This window comes from Bradyrhizobium sp. LB14.3 (genome assembly GCF_040547985.1).
GTDB lineage: Bacteria > Pseudomonadota > Alphaproteobacteria > Rhizobiales > Xanthobacteraceae > Bradyrhizobium.
The window spans coordinates 22,780-39,452 of record NZ_JBEPQT010000010.1 but is presented as its reverse complement, the minus strand read 5'-3'; the positions used below and the strand labels follow the sequence as shown (position 1 = coordinate 39,452).

Here is a 16,673-nt window from a genome sequence, read left to right as displayed (position 1 = left end):
GTGACATGGCTAACATCGGTTCTTTCAAGAAAGTCGGCAACGATTTCCAGGGCGAGATCGTCACCCTGAGTTTGCAGGCCAAGGGCGCCCGCATCGTCGCCGAGACCAACCGCTCCAACGACAACGCTCCCAGCCACCGCATCTACGTGGGCCGGGCGGAGATCGGGGCGGCCTGGTCCAAGCGCTCCGAGGAGGGCCGCGATTACCTCTCGCTCAAGCTCGACGATCCCTCGTTCAACGCGCCGATCTACGCGAACCTGTTCGACGACGAAGGCGGCGAGGGCTACACGCTCTTGTGGTCGCGGCCGCGCAAGAACGGGGAGTGAGGCCGCGGTCCAAAGCCCCGCCCGAGTTGATCGGGCGGGGACTTTCTTGAACCCTTGGCTGCAGTCGATCTTGCTCGAGGTAAAACTATTTTGTCGTCCACTCCGCGAGGGGAGATCGCCGCCAACATTCACCGCAAAGGCCTTGCAACCGTAGGAGCCGAAACCATGTTCGTCGGTCCGGATGAGACAAAGACGAGAAGCGGCCGCCGGGCGTTGGGAAGTCGCTATGCCGAGCTCAACGTTGCCATTTCCGACGTTGGCGCTCGCCGGCAGGCGCGTCGTGCGAGCGCGACTCCAATCGAGCCATTGACGGACTCAAGCTGTTTCGAGGCGACAGCGCGAGCAAGCAGCGATCGCCCTAGCAGGACGTGGCCTCGTTAGGATGCAGCCAGCCATAACCGAATGGATACGAATCAAACGAAGGCAAGAAGGATAGCAATCTAGCCGTCCGGTCAAACGCAACCGTTCCTCATCCCGTCGAGCTTCGGTACTTTTGAGGCAGGGGGACATGAACAGACGTTGCGTGTCCGCCAGAGTGACCAGCATTGCGAAGACTACCTTCGAGTATCGGTCCGCGCAAGTTGGCGGAGCCGCTTTGCGCCAACGAAGGTTCGATATTCGGGAAGCTCGAGAAATTGAGCAAACGGCCAGATCACCGGAGCGGACTGCTTCTTGCTCAGATGAATAGCTTGGTTATCGCCCAGGTAGAGCGCGACATGTGCTCCCCAAGGGTTTTCCGTTCGATTGAAAAGCAAGAGGTCGAGCGGCTTCAATTCATCTGACACCAAGCAGGTGTCGGTGGTGTCCTCCCACAGGTTGCTCGACCGAAATGGGTAAACGTCATACCCGAAATGCTTAAGCAGCGCGTAGGCGAAGTTCTGGCAATTCGGGCTCTCTGAAAGGCTCGGCAGAATTGGCGTATCTGGATCGTGCTCTTGATTGTACCTAATCCTCCAGAAGTGGTCGGGTATCATGTCCGCAGACACGGTCTTCATAATCTTAAACTTTCGTGCTCGAGCGTTGAGGTATCTTACTGCCTTGCCGTGGCTGCATCAATTGTCAACAGAGCAACGGCACTCCGACCTGAGGACTTCCGGCGAATAATCGGCAGTAACAATCCCTGCTGTGTCGCAATCGAGAAAGCCGGCCGATTGGTTGCGAGGTACATGGGCGACGGCGGCCTTCTATTTCGGCTATCTGCGGAAGGTGCGCCCGCGCAACCACCGCACCGGTCCCGATGGGCCGGAATCCTGGCGCCGTTGCCGTCGTTGACGTTCATGCTTACACTTTGGGCGCGCGAACCTATTTTGCCAACTGCGTGGCGGCAGTGCCGCGCGAATTCGGTCACCAACAAAGAGGACGGCGAGCACCTTCCTCTCACTCTGCGACTCGGCGGCGTCGTACTCTTGCCGCGTCAAGGTTGACCCAGAACTCGGAATACACATCGCGATGAGCGAACGAGAGAGCCGTGATAGTCCTTGCCCATCAGCACGCCAGCCGAGTTGGCGAAGCAGGATGGCAGCGGCACGAATTCCTTTGTCACGATCTGCATCTCTCAAGGGATATTTTGACTCAAACTCGGCGAGAAGATGCGCCGGTTCGATCAGTCCAATGTGTCGGAGTTCGTAGAGCGACTCCCTCGGGCACTCGCCCGGATGATTGCGCGTCATTAACCCGTGAAGCCACTCTAGTGCCTATCCCGAATTCGCACGTCATCGCCTCCACGACGCCCGGATTCAAGACACTCGAATTGGCAGAGAAGATCGCTGCAAATGGCAACGGCCAACTAAAGGTTGTGTCGGCGCTGGTGTTTGGTGAGGTCCAGCAGAAGTCGCGCGAGGGCGGCCCTTGAGATCCGAAGCATTTCGAGAGCGCGTACCGCATGGTGCGAACGCCGTCAGGTCCTGTGATATTGGTCGACGATGTGTGTACGAGCGGCGGCCACCTGGTCGCAGCGTATTGACGTCTCAACAAACAGGCCAGTCCAGTTGTGCTCGCCTGCACGTTTGGCAAGACGACCAAGGCTCGGCTTAAGAATCCCATCGGAATGCGCGAAGACCAGATCGACGTGACTCGTCGATAGAAGCGCTTGGCACCACGAGAAGTCGGTCCAACTCGGCATCATCCAAAACCGTGTTCGATCCGGGCGCGAAGCCGGAATACAGTTTCCAGCTTGCTGTGCCAGATCAGCAGATCAGCTTCGAGTACGTGTCAACCGTCGCCTCCAAGACGCGAGCGGCGGAGGGACCGGATAGTATCGTTGGGTGATCTCCATTGCGCAGCTTGCTTTTCCTTGCGCTAACGCGGCCGCATGACTTGATCGGCCGGCCGGCACATTCACTCCACTGGCCGCTACCCATTTTCTGGCGCCGGTCCTTTCCGTCCCGCAGCCACAGGGTCTGCGAAGTCTCAACGGCGAAATGCAGCTAAGTATCCAGCTCTAGTCTGGCCGCGGATTCTTCTTCTTCGCAGGACGTGTCAGCAGGTCCGTGACCTCAACGCCAAGAGCGCGCGCAAGACGCTCGACGACATCTATACCAGCCGCATAAACACTCCGCTCGAGCGAGCTGATGTAGGTTCGGTCAATCTCGGCACGATGTGCCAGCTCCTCCTGTGACAGGCGACGGGCGTGTCTGTACTTCCTCAAATTGATCGCCAATATCTCGCGTATATCCATACGCGAGAGGCCATGCTCTTGTAGAGTATTTCGCCACGGAGTATTCTCTACAAATCATCAGGCGCGGGCATGTTCAGCTGCTTTCTATGTTGTTGGCGTGGCGAATGCAGTTACAGCTGCTGCGTTCAAGAAGCCGGCGTGGAAGTACACAGATGCCGCTCTAATTCTTGGGCAGAAACTCCATGAAAACTCCGCCACTTGACCCGGATGTCGCGACCTCTGCACCCGCAGATCCCGCAGTCACGTCCTATGACGAGGAGCATCTGGTGACGTATTGGCGCCTTCTCGACGCGGTGACCCATGGCGCTGATTGGAAGGAAGTAGCTCGCGTCGTGCTGCATATTGATCCAGAAAGCCAATCCGTGCGGGCTCGAACCGCCTTCGACAGCCATCTGGCGCGCGCAAGATGGTTGGCACATCACGGCTACCGTCATATGTTGCGCGGCGGCGCAGGTTGATAGCAGGATTTACCACTTGGCCACCCCCAGTTAAGAAATCAATTCTCTCCGTCCATGACGGATCCGTTGTGAGCATCACGGGAAACAGAATTGACGCCCTCCAGGACAACCTGATTTGCACAGCCTTGCGCCTGACTGGGGCACTGTGGACCCAATCGCCCTTTGCGGGTCTCTAATCTCAAGTAGGGGCGACCGAGTAATATTATGGACGAATCTTGGCCGTCTTCTCCTCAAGCAATTGGGCGGGGCGAACTTCGAGAGCCTGCGAAACTTGCCACATCGTAAGCAGGGTCACATTTTGCAACCCTCTTTCCATACTACTGATGAACGCACGATCGACACCCATGCGCTCTGCCACAGCTTCTTGGCTCAGGCGAAGGTCTAAGCGAAATCGACGCGTGTTTGCTCCAAAAAGCTTGCGAATGTCCATCCGCAGGATAGGAAGCAATCGCGTATTTTGGCGCTACGTGTTATAATACGCGGCGAGGCTTCGTCGGGCTAAGGCTCGATTCGTTCCGCTTCGGCGGGCGCTGTTCGCGCACACAGAAATAGAGATAGATCCGGCGTCTTGTGGCTTTATGGCACGGTTGTGGCATGCCATCTAGAAATTGAGTAGGATCGAGCAACGAAGTTGATGGTACGGCCATGCAGACACCCCCACTCGAGCCCGACCTGGCCGATTCAGCTCCGAACGATCCAGTCCTTACGTCCTATGACGAGAAGCATCTGGTGACCTATTGGCGGCTGCTTGATGCAGCAGCCGCGGGTGCTGATTGGAGGGAGGTCTCGCGAATCGTCCTGCACATCGATCCCGATCGTGAGCCGACACGCGCCCGCAGGGCTTTCGATACTCATCTGGCCAGAGCAAATTGGATGGCGGACCGCGGCTATCGCGAGCTGCTTCGCGGCGGCACCGGCAAGTAGCAGAAAACAGCTGTCGCAAGCTTTTTCTCGAGAATAGCCGTCTGCGGAAATTCTGGTGATGCCCTGCAGGCATCGCGTGATGCCAGATTACTGACTTGTCGAACAACTGAAGGTTACGTAGATCGTCTCCTACTACGGCCTGGCTTTTGGGATCATCTTAATGTCGACATTCGATTGGCGCTCACCGGAGAGTTATCAGCGCGCAATTACCTCAGGTGAAATGGAAGATTTCGCGTGGGAGCTCCTCCGCCGCAATCCTGAATATCAACGGGACTACCGGGAGGCGCGCGCCAACGGCGGGCACGTAAGCCCCGAGTTCAGAAGGAGATGGGGCGTCTGCTTTCGCCCATGACCCGCAAGGGTCTTTCTACGAGCAGACCATCTTCTGGGCGCCCGAGGCGATGCCAACGGTGGTGCCGATCGTTCGGAGAGCGTCCGGTCCTCAAGGTTCGGACGTAGTACTTCCGCTTGCTGACCTTACGTCGGCCACCATGAGGCAAGCACCGGACGGCTGGCATGCCATCTTGCTGGTCCAGGGCGCGCAGCATCGATTATGGCTCAGAGAGGCCCCGCACCTCGGTACCGGATATGCCACCGAATTGCCGCTTGACGAAAATTTCGTCGCGCGCGCCCACGCCGCACATCGCTTATGGCGAGCGTTGAACGGCCGCCCGCCGGGACCTGCCTTTCATGGGCTTTCGGCCCAGCAGCGGAAAAGGCTCGGCCTGGCTCTGCGAGCGCGGGATGGGCATGAGGATGGCGCATCCTATCGAACGATCGCGGAGGTGATGTTCGGCAAAAAGAGGCTCATCGAGCGCGGCTGGAAGACCCATGACCTGCGCAGCCGTACCATTCGCCTGGTCAAAGCCGGTCGCTTCATCGTGCGTGCCGGCTACCGTGCATTGTTTCGATCGAGATCCCGCAAGAAATAGATCTGCATAGCGTACAACTGATGCAACCAGGTCAGGTTTGGCGCCTCTCGCCCTCCCGCTGACTTCACCGGCGGGCGGCCCGCGGTTGGATCTTACGCCTCATGCGTGCCGATCGCCTGCGGCGCATCGGAGCGCGTCGAACTTTCCCGCACCACGCCCAACAGCTGAGACGTCCCTGGCTGCGCAGCAGAATCGTCGGCCGATTGCTGACTACCAAAGCCTGCAGTCCTCTTTTCGCGATCGCAGCGCGAAAGCAAAAGGAGGGGTGCCGAAATCGTCCTAACAATGTTCGGCATCCCCTCACGTGCGTTCGCTCCTCCATGGTGTCCGTCGACGCGCGATCAAACTCCGTCGCGCTCCATGACATCACGGGAGCGATCCGATGCCCGACCCGAACGCCGGCACGCCGCAGCGCTATCTTCGCACACCAGAAGCGGCACGCTTTCTTGGCCTCTCCGGCCGCACCCTCGAAAAGCATCGCACCTATGGCACAGGTCCGACCTACCGCAAGCTGGGCGGCCGCGTCGTCTACGCGCTCGAAGACCTGAAAGCATGGGTGGACCGCGGCGCCAAAACGTCGACCAGCGATCCCGGGGTTGGCACGGTCTTGCCCGCCAAGCGGCACGCGCCCATCGCTTACGCAGGCAAGGAGCGGCGCTGACCCATGCCGGACGGCAACTCCTTTGCGCGCTGGCGGCGCAACTCAGAACGGGATCAGCTCGATCTGTTTCGCGCTCTTCCCGGTGATCTCGCGCCGCGTGACGCGCAAGACCTAATGGCTTATCCGTTCTTTTCGCTGGCGAAGTCAAAGCGGACCGTTCCCATCGATTTTGGGGCCGGCACAATCAAGATTCGTGTCGAAGCTGTGCCGGAACATGGCATGGCGACCATCTGGGATGCGGACGTGCTGATATGGGCCGCCTCGCAAATTATCCAGGCGCGTGATGCAGGTTTGAAGACATCGCGGTTGATGGCCGCCACCCCTTACGAGATCCTGACTTTCGTTGGACGCGGCACAAGCGTGCGCGACTACGATCGCCTCAAAGCTGCGCTCGACCGCTTGCAATCGACCACCGTGATGACATCCATTCGCCAGCCGACCGAGCGCCGGCAGCATCGGTTCTCGTGGATCAACGAATGGAAAGAGACGGCGGATATGCACGGCCGCGCCCGCGGGCTCGAGCTGATCCTGCCAGACTGGTTCTACACGGGTGTTCTGAACGAAGCACTCGTGCTGACGATCGACCGCGCCTATTTCGATCTGACTGGTGGACTGGAGCGCTGGCTTTATCGCCTCGTGCGCAAGCACGGCGGTCGCCAAAAGGGCGGCTGGAGCTTTGATCTTGTGCACCTCCACGCCAAATCGGGCTGCCTATCGCCACTCAAGCACTTCGCATACGACCTGCGCCAGATCGTTCGACAGCAGAGATTGCCAGGATATGAACTGGTCATCTCGAACGACCCAAATGGGACGGAACGGCTGAACTTCGCTCCCACTCCGGTCGACCCGCTTACCCACCGGCTGCGCAAGCGCGGGCTGATCTCTGGCTCGGGGGAAAACCTGTGAATCCCGCCGTGCTATCAGGGACCAGCGCCACCGTGCCATCGGGGACCCAAACCGCGTGCGATCAGGGACCGCTATCGCGGAAAAGCCCTTGCCACAGAGGAGCTTCCGCTTCCTCTAACTTTCCTAACCAGGAATCCTTCGGATTCCTTCTAACGGACCCCCAGTCCACGTCGCGGCAGAGTTCGTGGCTGTCCGGTGAGCCTACCACGTGCGCCAACCTCCGCACGACAGCGGCTGAGCTGCGTCTTGGTTCGTGCCAATGGGTCTTCGCAGTCCTGGACCTGCAGGATCGTTGTCTCCTCTTCAGGCGCGCTTCGCGTTCTGACGCGACCGTGCGCGCGAACCAGTCGTGCTTCGCCCCGCTTGTCGTCTGCCTATCACGCCTCCTCGTCCTGGACTTCAGATCGCCACGTCTCAGCACCGCGCCTGCCGTCTTGCGACATGGAATTTCAATATGAATGATCTCACGACGGTTGAGCTCCTGTGGCTCGAGAAACGCATCGAAAACCGCATTCGGTTCGGCCGGCCTACATCGGAAATGATCATCGACCATCACCGGCGTGTTCTTTCATTTGCGCCTGGCAGCATTTTTGCGTTCGTACGCTGGAGCTCCAATGACTTCGGAACCGTACTGTCACGCATCGATATTCTGCGCGCGCGCGCGCCGGGGCAACGCTACTCGACCGTGCCTTGGATCAGTCCCGGCGGCGAGAGCCTGCTGAGATTGTCCGGTTGGCCGAAGGTCGAACGTGTCCTGCAGCTGATCGAGGCGGTGGAAGCACTCGGCATCGATCCTGCCGACGCGGCGCCCGACTACTGGCACCACGCGCATAACCGCCTTTCGGTGAATGAGACTCCGCGAAGCTACACCCGTGCGCGTCACCAGGCGTGGCTCCGGCGCCAAAGGGTGACACTCTGATGGGCCGGCTCATAACAATTCTTGCAATGTGCGGGGGCACGGCTCTTGCGCTCTCCGCCGACCGGGGCACAGCGCCATGGTATATTTGGAACGCTTCGCATAGCGTGCCGATCGGTCTTTACCGCTTGCAGCCGGTAGAGCGTCTCCGTGTCACCTCGCTCGTAGCCGTTCGCCCGCCTGACCCGCTTGCGGCCTTCCTTGATTTGAACGGGTATCTGCCGCTCGGCGTTCCCATGCTCAAGCGGGTCTTGGCGCTCCCGGGGCACACCGTCTGCAGACGAGAACTCACCATCCTCGTCGACGGCATCGAGATGGGCGAGGCCCGCGAGCGTGATGGCCGTGGCCGGCCTTTGCCCGCATGGCAAGGATGCCACGTCCTGGCGGCCGACCAGATCTTTCTGATGAACTGGCAATCGGACGATTCTTTTGACGGCCGCTATTTCGGGCCGATCGCGGCCTCCGCCGTCATCGGCCAGGCTTTGCCAGTGTGGACAAAGGACGAATGACCATGCTCGCCTCGCTTCATCGACTTACAGCTTCATCATGCTTCCGCGGACCACAATCCCTTTGCTCATTCCCGGCCAAGCTCGTCAGCAGATGCGGGCGCGCCGATGATGATCAGCTGCAAAGCCCGCACGTTGACTTCTCTCAGGCTGCGCTCGAGGCGATGCGGGCATGCCGTCCATCCCTGCGTATCCTCGCGGCATTCCTGGCAGCTTTTGCAGCTGTCGAATTGCCGTCGAGCTGTCGAGCCCAATCCGAATTGCAGGCGCCTGCTCCGCCCTCAACATGCCTTGGCAAATTCGTCCCATATGCGGCCTTCATTGCCGAGGCGTCGCGCCGGTTTGCAGTTCCCGTGCAATTCGTTTGTGCCGTGATCCAGGTCGAAAGCAGTGGCAAAGCGCACGCAGTGTCATCTCGAGGTGCCCTGGGCTTGATGCAAATCATGCCAGGGACGTGGGTCGACCTGAGCGCCCGCTACACTCTAGGCATCGACCCCTTTGACCCCCATGACAACATTTTCGCCGGGGTCGCCTACCTGCGAGAGATGCTGGACCGGTTCGGCTCGGACGGATTTCTCGCCGCCTACAACGCAGGCCCCCAGCGCTACGCGAAGCATCTGACGACGGGGCGCGCGCTGCCTGAAGAAACCCTGGCCTACCTGAACAAACTCGAGCCATTGACCGGCATGATACAGCGCTGGCGCGATGTTTCGGTCCCTGGTCACGGCACAAATTGGAAGCAAGCCAAGCTGTTCGTTCCGCGATTTTATCGCTGGTCGAGCGAACGGAGCTCGGCATCCGCTCTGCACGAAACGCCTTCATCGAAAGACAGGCTGAATTCCCACACGACTGAACTTTTGCCCCATGCGACTGGCCTTTTCGTGCGCGATCGGGGAAGGTGAAGTCTCAATGGCGATAATCGCATCTCCTCGCACGCCATCGCAAGGTCTCGCATTTTGGAAAGTGATGAGGACACGGGCGGAAGGAGCGGACCGGGGATGGCAGGATAAAAGCCGCAAGGTGCGGCCGGTCGGTTGTGAGAAATCTTGCTTTAGTTTCAATCATCCAATGCAACTTGCGAATCTTGAGCGCACATTTTCAGTTTTGCCAAATTGCAGCCGCGGCTCAGCTTTTCGCACTCTGCCAACAAACCATGGCCGGTAAGGACGATTTCCGAATCCGCCCTGGCCGCATTCGCTCTACGCGAGCGCCGCGGGCAAAGCCGTTTCTGGCGCAGGCCCTCAGAGCCGCGCAGAAGGCCGGCGGTCTGTCACGCGGGTACCGCCGTGGAACAAACTTCGGACGTGGACGCGCCGCGAGTCTTGCAGCATCCAGACTGCTCAACAACCGCGCTCGCGGCGCCATGGTCAAGGCGCGGGTGGTTCGCCGAATGCGCACGCCCGGGGCGCTGCGGGCCCATCTTGGTTATCTGCAGCGTGACGGGGTCACCCGGGACGGAGCGCCAGGCAAGCTCTTTGACGCTCTCGGAGATGAAGCAGATGGCCGCGCCTTCGCCGAACGCTCCGAGGGTGACCGGCATCATTTCCGCTTCATCGTTTCGCCCGATGATGCAGGCGAGCTCACCAGCCTGCGCAGCTTCACCCGTGAGCTCATGGATCAGGCCTCGCGCGACCTTGGAACGCGCCTCGAATGGGTCGCGGTCGATCACTGGAATACGGAACACCCGCACATTCATATTCTCGTGCGCGGCCGCGCCGATGATGGAAAAGACCTCGTCATCAGTCGCGACTACATCGCAAGCGGCTTGCGGGCCCGGGCCGGCGATCTCGTCACCCGTGAACTGGGTCCCCGATCCGAGCTCCAGATCCGCGAAGGGCTGGAGGCCGAGGTGAGCGCCGAACGCTGGACCAGGCTCGACCGGGTGCTCGCGCGGCAAGCGGCATTGGCCGATGGGGTCATCGATTTAAGGCCGGAACGGGATGGTGCCCGGGACCAGTTACGAGACATTCGGATCGGGCGGATGCGGATGCTGGAGCGCCTGGGTGTGGCAGAGCCGGCAGGGCCCGCTCGCTGGGTCTTGGCCGAAGACGCCGAGCCACGCCTGAGAGCGCTTGGCGAGCGCGGCGACATCATCAAGCGGCTGCACAAGGCGATTGCCAAGGATGGTATCGCACGCTCACCGTCCTCCTTTGCGCTCGAAGGCGAGCATCACGGTCAACCGATCATTGGCCGTCTCGTCGCCCGCGGACACGACGACGAATTGACGGGCAATGCCTTTGCCATTGTCGACGGCATAGACGGGCGCGTCCATCACCTCAAACTCCCCGATATCGAGGCGGCTGGCGACGGGCCGATTGGAGGCATCGTGGAGCTCCGCCGCTTTGAGGATGCGAGGGGACGGACACGCATCGCACTCGCGGTAAGATCGGAACTCGTCCTCGAAAAGCAGGTCGCTGCGGAAGGTGCCACATGGCTCGACCGGCAGCTTGTGGCGCGCGAGCCTGCTGAGTTCTCGCGCGCCGGTTTTGGCGCAGAGGTCCGGGCAGCCCTGGAACAGCGGATCGATGTGCTGGCAGAGTACGGGCTTACACAGCGGCACGGCGACAAGGTGCGGCTTGGCCGCAATCTGATCGAGACCTTGCGAAGTCGCGAGCTCGATCGCGCCGGCCGGCGCCTCGCGGAGGAGACGGGGCTTACGCATCTGCCTGCTCGATCAGGTGAACAGGTTTCGGGGACATACCGACAGCGGCTTTCCCTCGCCTCGGGGCGCTTTGCCATGATTGATAATGGGCTCGGCTTTCAGCTCGTGCCTTGGGCTCCTTCACTAGAGCGGGAACTGGGCAAACAGGTGAGCGGGATCGCAGGTCCAAGCAATGTCGATTGGTCCTGGGGCCGCAAACGGGGCCTGTCACTTTGACTGGCAGTTCTCCGCTGGGCTGCGATCCACGACAGCGGCGCTAGCTGCGGCTGCGCTCGCCCACGTACAAGCGAAGCCCGCTATCGTTTTGTCGTGAGAAGAAGTTCGCTGTAGTCGCGCTCACCGCAACCACGTCCCAGCGGGTCTTGGGGGCCGGGACATTCGCTGGTTCGTCCATTCTGCGTGCCCGGTTCCGAGCAACTGTCTCCTCCTGGAGATCTTGATGCAGGTGCGAGTTTTCGCTAGATGGCATGTGTTCATTTAGGAGAAGTGACGGTGACGATCGGTACTGTAAAGTGGTTTAACACGACCAAGGGCTACGGTTTCATCAAGCCGGATGACGGCGGCCCCGACGTCTTTGTGCACATCAGCGCCGTTGAAAAGGCCGGATACACCGGCTTGGCAGAAGGCGCTCGGATCAGCTTCGAGGCCAAGGCTGGTGGTTCCGGCAAAGTATCAGCCGAGACTCTCCGGATCGGATAAGGCCGATATCGCCGACGGCGGCGGCAACGGTTGGATCGGAATCCCTCCTGAAAAGGGACCCGATCTCGCCAAGAAGATAGCGTCGCTAGTGGGCGATACGGCCGTGCCATGGCATCGATCTGGACCCGGGCGCACCGTGAGAACCAGTTGGTTAGATTGACCCAATCTACCCGCTGTCATTTCCGCGAACTGCTGCGGCTTGCCGTTGGGGTGACTTCAGCGTTGCTCTCGATCGGGCCAGCCGGCACCAGATGCACGATGCGATAGCCATTCTCGTGCAGATAGCGCAAGAACGCCGGCATCATTGCGGCCGTTCGGGTCTGGGCATCGTGCAGCAGAATGATGCCCTTGCTTGCGACCTCCAGCCGCTCGGTAACTGTCTTTAGTTCTTGTTCTGGGGTTAGGTTCTCCCAGTCGCCCGCCGAAAGGTCAGCTCCAAACACGACCATCCCGCGCGAACGCAAGAATTCGAGCATCGCTGGGCTCGAGTCGAAATACGGAAACCGGAAAAAGCGCGATGGCGGGCTTTGGGCGGAGGCGCCCTTGAGCGCCGTCTCATCGGCGGCAATTCCACGATCAATATCCTTCTTGGCCTGTTCGAAGGTCATCTTCGACATCATCGTATGCGACCAGCTGTGGTGTGCGATGGTGTGGCCCTCGGCAGCAATTCGGCGAACGAGCTCTGGAGACTTCGCGGAGGACTTGCCGACCAGAAAGAACGTGGCCCGTACGCATTCCTTGGCGAGCGCCGCCAGTACCTTTTGCGTGCTCGGCGGCCGCGGCCCGTCGTCAAAGGTGAGGACGACCTCATGGTCAGCCAAAGGGAGCGTTTCCCGAAAGCTGTTCGAGCCAACGCGCGGGTGGGCCTTTGCGTCGACCTCGAGGACGCGGGAGGTGCCGAGCACATCCTGCCGTGGGCAGTCGGCCGCGTCTGTCACGACTATCCCGGCAAGTAGCAGGGTCACAGCACCAGCAAGCGGCGTGGTCAATCTGAGCAGGCGCGTCTTTGAATGCGCCACACCTCCACCCTTACCTGAGCCAGCAGCATTGCCGAAACACCATAACCTCATGCGATTCAGGTGGCTCTTGGGAAAGGGCAGCTTGGCGGCGGGTGAGCTTATCTATTGCGCGATCGTCAGAACTCCGGGACCCATTCAGCGACACTTCGCGAGGATCGAAGGTCGTCCGTCCCTCCAGCGTTTGAGCGCTCCAGGAGGGCAATCATCAGGAACGCTTCACATTACTTGAGCGAAGTCAGCGTTTTTCTGCCCATCCATGAGCTCTTACGCACATAATCGGCGTTTCGGCGCCGTCTCATGATGCAAACCTCGATCAGTCCCGCTTCGCTTGAATGGGCGTTGGCTACGTATCTCAGCTTTGTCCCCGCCGATCTCTGCGCTGCCACGCGCGCCACTGCGACGCGAGCACCATTGTAGTTGTGTGCGCACGTCGATATGCCGAGATATCCCGATCATGTCGGCAACAAAAATCATTTGGCACCAGGTCATCCTGGTCTGCCTCATCGTGCTCGCGTTCCTGTGGGCTGCGACCGAATGGACAGCCTGGCGGCTTGCGTTCCAGCAACAGCTTGGGGCTCCCTGGTTCAAGCTCGGGCATTGGCCGATTTATCAGCCGGCAGCTTTCTTCGGCTGGTGGTTCAAGTTTGATGCTTATGCGCCCGTCGTTTTTCTGGAGGGTGGCGCGATTGCTGCAAGCGGCGGCATCGCGGCCATAGCCCTCGCCATGTTGCTCTCGGTCCTGCGAGCCCATGAAGGGCGGGACGTCACCACCTACGGCTCGGCGCGCTGGGCCGATCTACGCGAAGTCAGACGGGCCGGGCTGTTAGGCCCTGACGGCGTCGTGCTCGGCCGGTTCGGACGTCATTATCTGCGCCACGACGGGCCCGAGCATGTGCTTTGCTTTGCGCCGACGCGCTCCGGGAAAGGTGTTGGCCTCGTCATTCCGACCCTTCTGACCTGGCCGGCCTCCACCATCGTCCATGACATCAAGGGTGAGAACTTCCAGTTGACCTCTGGGTGGCGCGCGCAATTTGGGCCCGTGCTGTTGTTCGATCCGACCAATCCGGCCAGCGCCGCCTACAATCCACTCCTCGAGATCCGCCGTGGCGACTGCGAGGTGCGAGATGCTCAAAATATCGCGGATATTCTCGTCGATCCTGAGGGTGCACTCGAGCGCCGCAATCATTGGGAAAAGACCAGCCACTCACTCCTGGTGGGGGCAATTCTGCATGTCCTCTACGCCGAAGCCGATAAGACCCTCGCCGGGGTTGCAAATTTCCTTTCGGATCCATCTCGCCCGATCGAGGCTACGCTCAACGCAATGCTGGCGACTCCGCATCTTGGGACAGGCATCCATCCAGTCGTCGCATCAGCGGCACGCGAGCTTTTGAACAAAAGCGAGAACGAGCGCTCGGGTGTGCTCTCGACGGCGATGAGCTTCCTCGGGCTCTATCGTGATCCGGTAGTTGCCAAGATCACCGCGCGAAGCGATTGGCGCATCCGTGATCTCGTCGACCATCCTGAATCCGTCTCACTGTACCTCGTGGTGCCGCCATCGGACATCGTCCGCACCAAACCCTTGATGCGGCTCATCCTGAACCAGATCGGACGGCGTTTGACCGAGAGCCTTGATCCCGACCGGCGCCGGCAGAAGCTGCTTCTGATGCTTGACGAGTTTGCAGCCCTCGGCCGGCTCGACTTTTTCGAGAGCCAACTCGCCTTTATGGCAGGTTACGGCATCCGCAGCTTTCTCATCACGCAGAGCCTTAACCAGCTCGAACGCGCCTACGGTCCGAACCATGCGATCCTTGACAATTGCCACGTCCGGATCGCCTTTTCGACCAATGACGAGCGCACCGCCAAGCGCGTCTCCGACGCGCTCGGAACTGCGACCGAATTGCGAGCCATGAAGAACTATGCGGGCCACCGCTTGAGCCCTTGGCTTGGGCACTTGATGGTCAGCCGCCAGGAGACCTCCCGTCCGCTGCTGACCCCCGGCGAAATCATGCAACTGTCTCCGCAAGACGCGGTCGTAATGATTTCCGGTGTGCACCCGGTCCGTGCCAACAAGGTCCGCTACTATGAGGATCCGCAATTCCAGCGACGTGTCTTGAAGCCTCCCCGCTTGGAGCCGAACAAGCAGCCCACCCGCCCAGATGACTGGTCAGCCCGCGCCCCAATATCGCCGTCGCGCCAGCTGCTGACTAGGCGCGCGGGCAGGAGCGACGAGGCGAACGGCGGCTTACGCCGCGAGCCGGAATTGCCGCAGCATGAGGAAATCGAGATCAAGACGCCGGCCGGCGAGCACGAGTTCGACCCCGAGCTCGGGGAGGGTGACGCGGATGCCGTCCAGGCGCAACTGATGAGCCGGTCGGTGCAGGGAGTTGCGCGGACCGTCACCCTCGATCCGGACGATGGAATGGATCTGTGAGCGAGGCAGTGTGAAAAAGGTCCAGCTCAGCATCTATCTCGATCCCGAAACGTTCAAAACGCTCGAGGCCTTCGCAAGCCGCGGTGGCCGGTCCAAGTCGCTGGTGGTCGAGGCCGCTATAGGTTCCTTCCTTTCTCCTGACGATTCCGATCGGCGCGAGGCTGTGATAGGAAAACGGCTGGATCGGATTGTGCGGGTGCTCGAGCGTCTTGAACGCAATGATGACATCACGCTCGAGACCGTCGCGCTCTTCATCCGGTTCTGGCTGACCTCAACTCCGGCATTGCCGGAGCATTCGAGCCCTGCCGCTCGCGCTAAGGGCGGTGAGCGGTACGACCGCTTTGTCGAAGCGCTGGGACGACGACTTGCGAGCGGATCCAGCGTCCTGAAGGAGGTAAGCATCGACGTGCAAGCCTCCGAGAAAGCCGAATAGATACTTCTGCGCGCAGAGTGCCTGTGACGGCCCTTGGCGATCGAGCAGCGCCGGCCTAGGGGAGCCGAGCCGGCGCGCGCGCAGGCAGACTGACACAGAGTCGTGAAGCGCGGGGGGCTTTCTTGAGGTCCCAGAAGGCCATCGCGAGTGGCCCCTAGCTGCTGCGCAGGAGGCTGAGAGATCCCGCTCATCTTGAGCCCGCCTCGTCTTTCTTTGGCTACGCCAGACTACGACGCCGATGTCGGCGCGATTGATGTCGTGGTCGGATTGACCCTTCTGTCGACGCATCATCGCTGAGCCGATTCATCTGTTTCGACCGAAAAGGCACGCTGCACGGGTAGCGTGTGCCGTTTCGTGCGGTCGCAATTGAGGAGCTGAAGAAACAATGCAGATCGATGGTGAGGCTGAACATCAGGCCAGCTCGATTGGGAATAGTTCCGATGGCGAGGTGCAGCCGACCTCGAACGAAGGTCCGCGAACCAAGAAGATCATCGTTCAGCTCTCCGAAAGCATCTTGGAGCGGCTTGAAGCCGCGACCGAACGCACGGGGCTCGGCAAGAGCATGGTCGTCGAGACGGCGCTTCAGCGTTTTCTGGCTCCTGCGCAAGGGGCCGAAGGGCTCATCCGTGAAACTCTGGACCGGGTGAGTGGCCAGATGGCAAGGCTCGAGCGCCAGGTCGCGATCGTTGCCGAAACAGTGGCGCTGCATGCGCGCTATCACCTCACCGTTACGGCGGCCATGCAATCATCCCAGCAGCGGGACGCATGCCTCCTCGGCCAAGAACGCTGCAAGGTTTTGGTCCAACAGCTCGAGCGCGGCGTGCGGTTTGGCCAACCATTGATTCAGGAGACGATTGATCGGCTCGGAAGGGCGAGCTGGCGTGCCTCTGAAATCGGTAGCGGTGTATCAGAGAGGCGAACTGTAGAAGAACTGCTTCAGGAGGCTTCGTCCGCACCCGCTGTAGAGGGGGGCTCCGAGCCGCGCGCTGCCGCCGAGGAGGGCGGCAGCAAGGTGGACTTTCGGAACCTGTCCAGCTCGTTGTGTTGAACGCACCGTCCAGAACGGCAGAAGCGGGCTGAAAGGCCTCGCCGCGCAAACAACGCCTGTGGTACGCATCGAGCC

General features: G+C 60.5%; 19 protein-coding genes. 15 read left to right on the top strand and 4 right to left on the bottom strand.

Annotation, left to right across the window (positions count from 1 at the left end; genetic code table 11):
* Positions 1-5: 5 nt before the first annotated feature.
* Positions 6-326 carry a DUF736 domain-containing protein gene (locus ABIB00_RS19700; protein WP_354105511.1) on the top strand — a complete coding sequence of 107 codons (321 nt, stop codon included), beginning with the start codon at positions 6-8 and terminating at the stop codon, positions 324-326.
* 554 nt (positions 327-880) lie between these two features.
* Here ABIB00_RS19700 and ABIB00_RS19695 read toward each other — a convergent pair.
* Both ABIB00_RS19695 and ABIB00_RS19690 read right to left on the bottom strand, forming a co-directional pair.
* Positions 881-1,321, bottom strand: coding sequence for an NlpC/P60 family protein (locus ABIB00_RS19695; protein ID WP_247445812.1), 441 nt, complete (start codon positions 1,319-1,321; stop codon positions 881-883).
* A gap of 1,445 nt (positions 1,322-2,766) precedes the next feature.
* Complete coding sequence (locus tag ABIB00_RS19690) at positions 2,767-3,003, bottom strand: helix-turn-helix domain-containing protein (RefSeq protein WP_247445814.1); 237 nt, start codon at positions 3,001-3,003, stop codon at positions 2,767-2,769.
* Between the two features lie 182 nt (positions 3,004-3,185).
* Here ABIB00_RS19690 and ABIB00_RS19685 point away from each other — a divergent pair, with 182 nt between their 5' ends.
* Positions 3,186-3,461 (top strand): DNA -binding domain-containing protein, encoded by a 276-nt coding sequence (locus tag ABIB00_RS19685; protein ID WP_247445815.1) that lies wholly within the window; start codon positions 3,186-3,188, stop codon positions 3,459-3,461.
* 202 nt (positions 3,462-3,663) lie between these two features.
* Here the strand turns inward: ABIB00_RS19685 and ABIB00_RS19680 are convergent, their stop codons facing one another.
* The gene (locus ABIB00_RS19680) at positions 3,664-3,891 is read right to left on the bottom strand and encodes a helix-turn-helix domain-containing protein (protein WP_247445836.1); all 228 of its coding nucleotides are present in this window, start codon (positions 3,889-3,891) and stop codon (positions 3,664-3,666) included.
* Positions 3,892-4,106: 215 nt separating this feature from the next.
* On the opposite strand from ABIB00_RS19680, the gene ABIB00_RS19675 reads away from it, so the two are divergent.
* The 10 genes from ABIB00_RS19675 to ABIB00_RS19630 all read left to right on the top strand — a co-directional run bounded on the left by ABIB00_RS19675 (position 4,107) and on the right by ABIB00_RS19630 (position 11,667).
* Complete coding sequence (locus tag ABIB00_RS19675; protein ID WP_247445816.1) at positions 4,107-4,385, top strand: DNA -binding domain-containing protein; 279 nt, start codon at positions 4,107-4,109, stop codon at positions 4,383-4,385.
* A gap of 160 nt (positions 4,386-4,545) precedes the next feature.
* Positions 4,546-4,737 (top strand): transcriptional regulator domain-containing protein, encoded by a 192-nt coding sequence (locus ABIB00_RS19670; protein WP_354105510.1) that lies wholly within the window; start codon positions 4,546-4,548, stop codon positions 4,735-4,737.
* 139 nt (positions 4,738-4,876) lie between these two features.
* On the top strand, positions 4,877-5,317 hold the full coding sequence (locus ABIB00_RS19665) for a DUF2285 domain-containing protein (protein ID WP_354105509.1): 441 nt from the start codon (positions 4,877-4,879) through the stop codon (positions 5,315-5,317).
* Between the two features lie 382 nt (positions 5,318-5,699).
* On the top strand, positions 5,700-5,978 hold the full coding sequence (locus ABIB00_RS19660; RefSeq protein ID WP_018457391.1) for a helix-turn-helix transcriptional regulator: 279 nt from the start codon (positions 5,700-5,702) through the stop codon (positions 5,976-5,978).
* 3 nt (positions 5,979-5,981) lie between these two features.
* The gene (locus ABIB00_RS19655; RefSeq protein WP_354105508.1) at positions 5,982-6,884 is read left to right on the top strand and encodes a replication initiator protein A; all 903 of its coding nucleotides are present in this window, start codon (positions 5,982-5,984) and stop codon (positions 6,882-6,884) included.
* A gap of 454 nt (positions 6,885-7,338) precedes the next feature.
* The gene (locus ABIB00_RS19650) at positions 7,339-7,803 is read left to right on the top strand and encodes a DUF2840 domain-containing protein (protein ID WP_354105507.1); all 465 of its coding nucleotides are present in this window, start codon (positions 7,339-7,341) and stop codon (positions 7,801-7,803) included.
* Entirely contained in the window at positions 7,803-8,309 is a 507-nt protein-coding gene (locus ABIB00_RS19645) for a S26 family signal peptidase (RefSeq protein ID WP_502917846.1), read from the top strand. The genes ABIB00_RS19650 and ABIB00_RS19645 overlap by 1 nt, the downstream gene beginning before the upstream one ends.
* Entirely contained in the window at positions 8,306-9,208 is a 903-nt protein-coding gene (locus ABIB00_RS19640; RefSeq protein ID WP_354105506.1) for a lytic transglycosylase domain-containing protein, read from the top strand. The genes ABIB00_RS19645 and ABIB00_RS19640 overlap by 4 nt, the downstream gene beginning before the upstream one ends.
* Before the next feature lie 251 nt (positions 9,209-9,459).
* The gene (locus tag ABIB00_RS19635; RefSeq protein ID WP_354105639.1) at positions 9,460-11,184 is read left to right on the top strand and encodes a relaxase/mobilization nuclease domain-containing protein; all 1,725 of its coding nucleotides are present in this window, start codon (positions 9,460-9,462) and stop codon (positions 11,182-11,184) included.
* Between the two features lie 276 nt (positions 11,185-11,460).
* Positions 11,461-11,667, top strand: coding sequence for a cold-shock protein (locus ABIB00_RS19630; RefSeq protein ID WP_354105505.1), 207 nt, complete (start codon positions 11,461-11,463; stop codon positions 11,665-11,667).
* A gap of 176 nt (positions 11,668-11,843) precedes the next feature.
* On the opposite strand, the gene ABIB00_RS19625 is transcribed toward ABIB00_RS19630, so the two are convergent.
* Complete coding sequence (locus tag ABIB00_RS19625; protein ID WP_354105638.1) at positions 11,844-12,632, bottom strand: polysaccharide deacetylase family protein; 789 nt, start codon at positions 12,630-12,632, stop codon at positions 11,844-11,846.
* A 508-nt stretch (positions 12,633-13,140) separates the two neighbouring features.
* Between ABIB00_RS19625 and ABIB00_RS19620 the strand changes: the two genes are divergently transcribed.
* The 3 genes from ABIB00_RS19620 to ABIB00_RS19610 all read left to right on the top strand — a co-directional run bounded on the left by ABIB00_RS19620 (position 13,141) and on the right by ABIB00_RS19610 (position 16,598).
* Positions 13,141-15,117: a conjugal transfer protein TraG gene (locus ABIB00_RS19620; protein WP_354105504.1), complete on the top strand. Its 1,977-nt coding sequence runs from the start codon at positions 13,141-13,143 to the stop codon at positions 15,115-15,117.
* A gap of 10 nt (positions 15,118-15,127) precedes the next feature.
* Entirely contained in the window at positions 15,128-15,550 is a 423-nt protein-coding gene (locus tag ABIB00_RS19615; protein WP_354105503.1) for a YlcI/YnfO family protein, read from the top strand.
* A 385-nt stretch (positions 15,551-15,935) separates the two neighbouring features.
* A complete protein-coding gene (locus ABIB00_RS19610; RefSeq protein ID WP_354105502.1) occupies positions 15,936-16,598 on the top strand; it encodes a ribbon-helix-helix domain-containing protein in 663 nt (220 codons plus the stop codon).
* Positions 16,599-16,673: the final 75 nt, after the last annotated feature.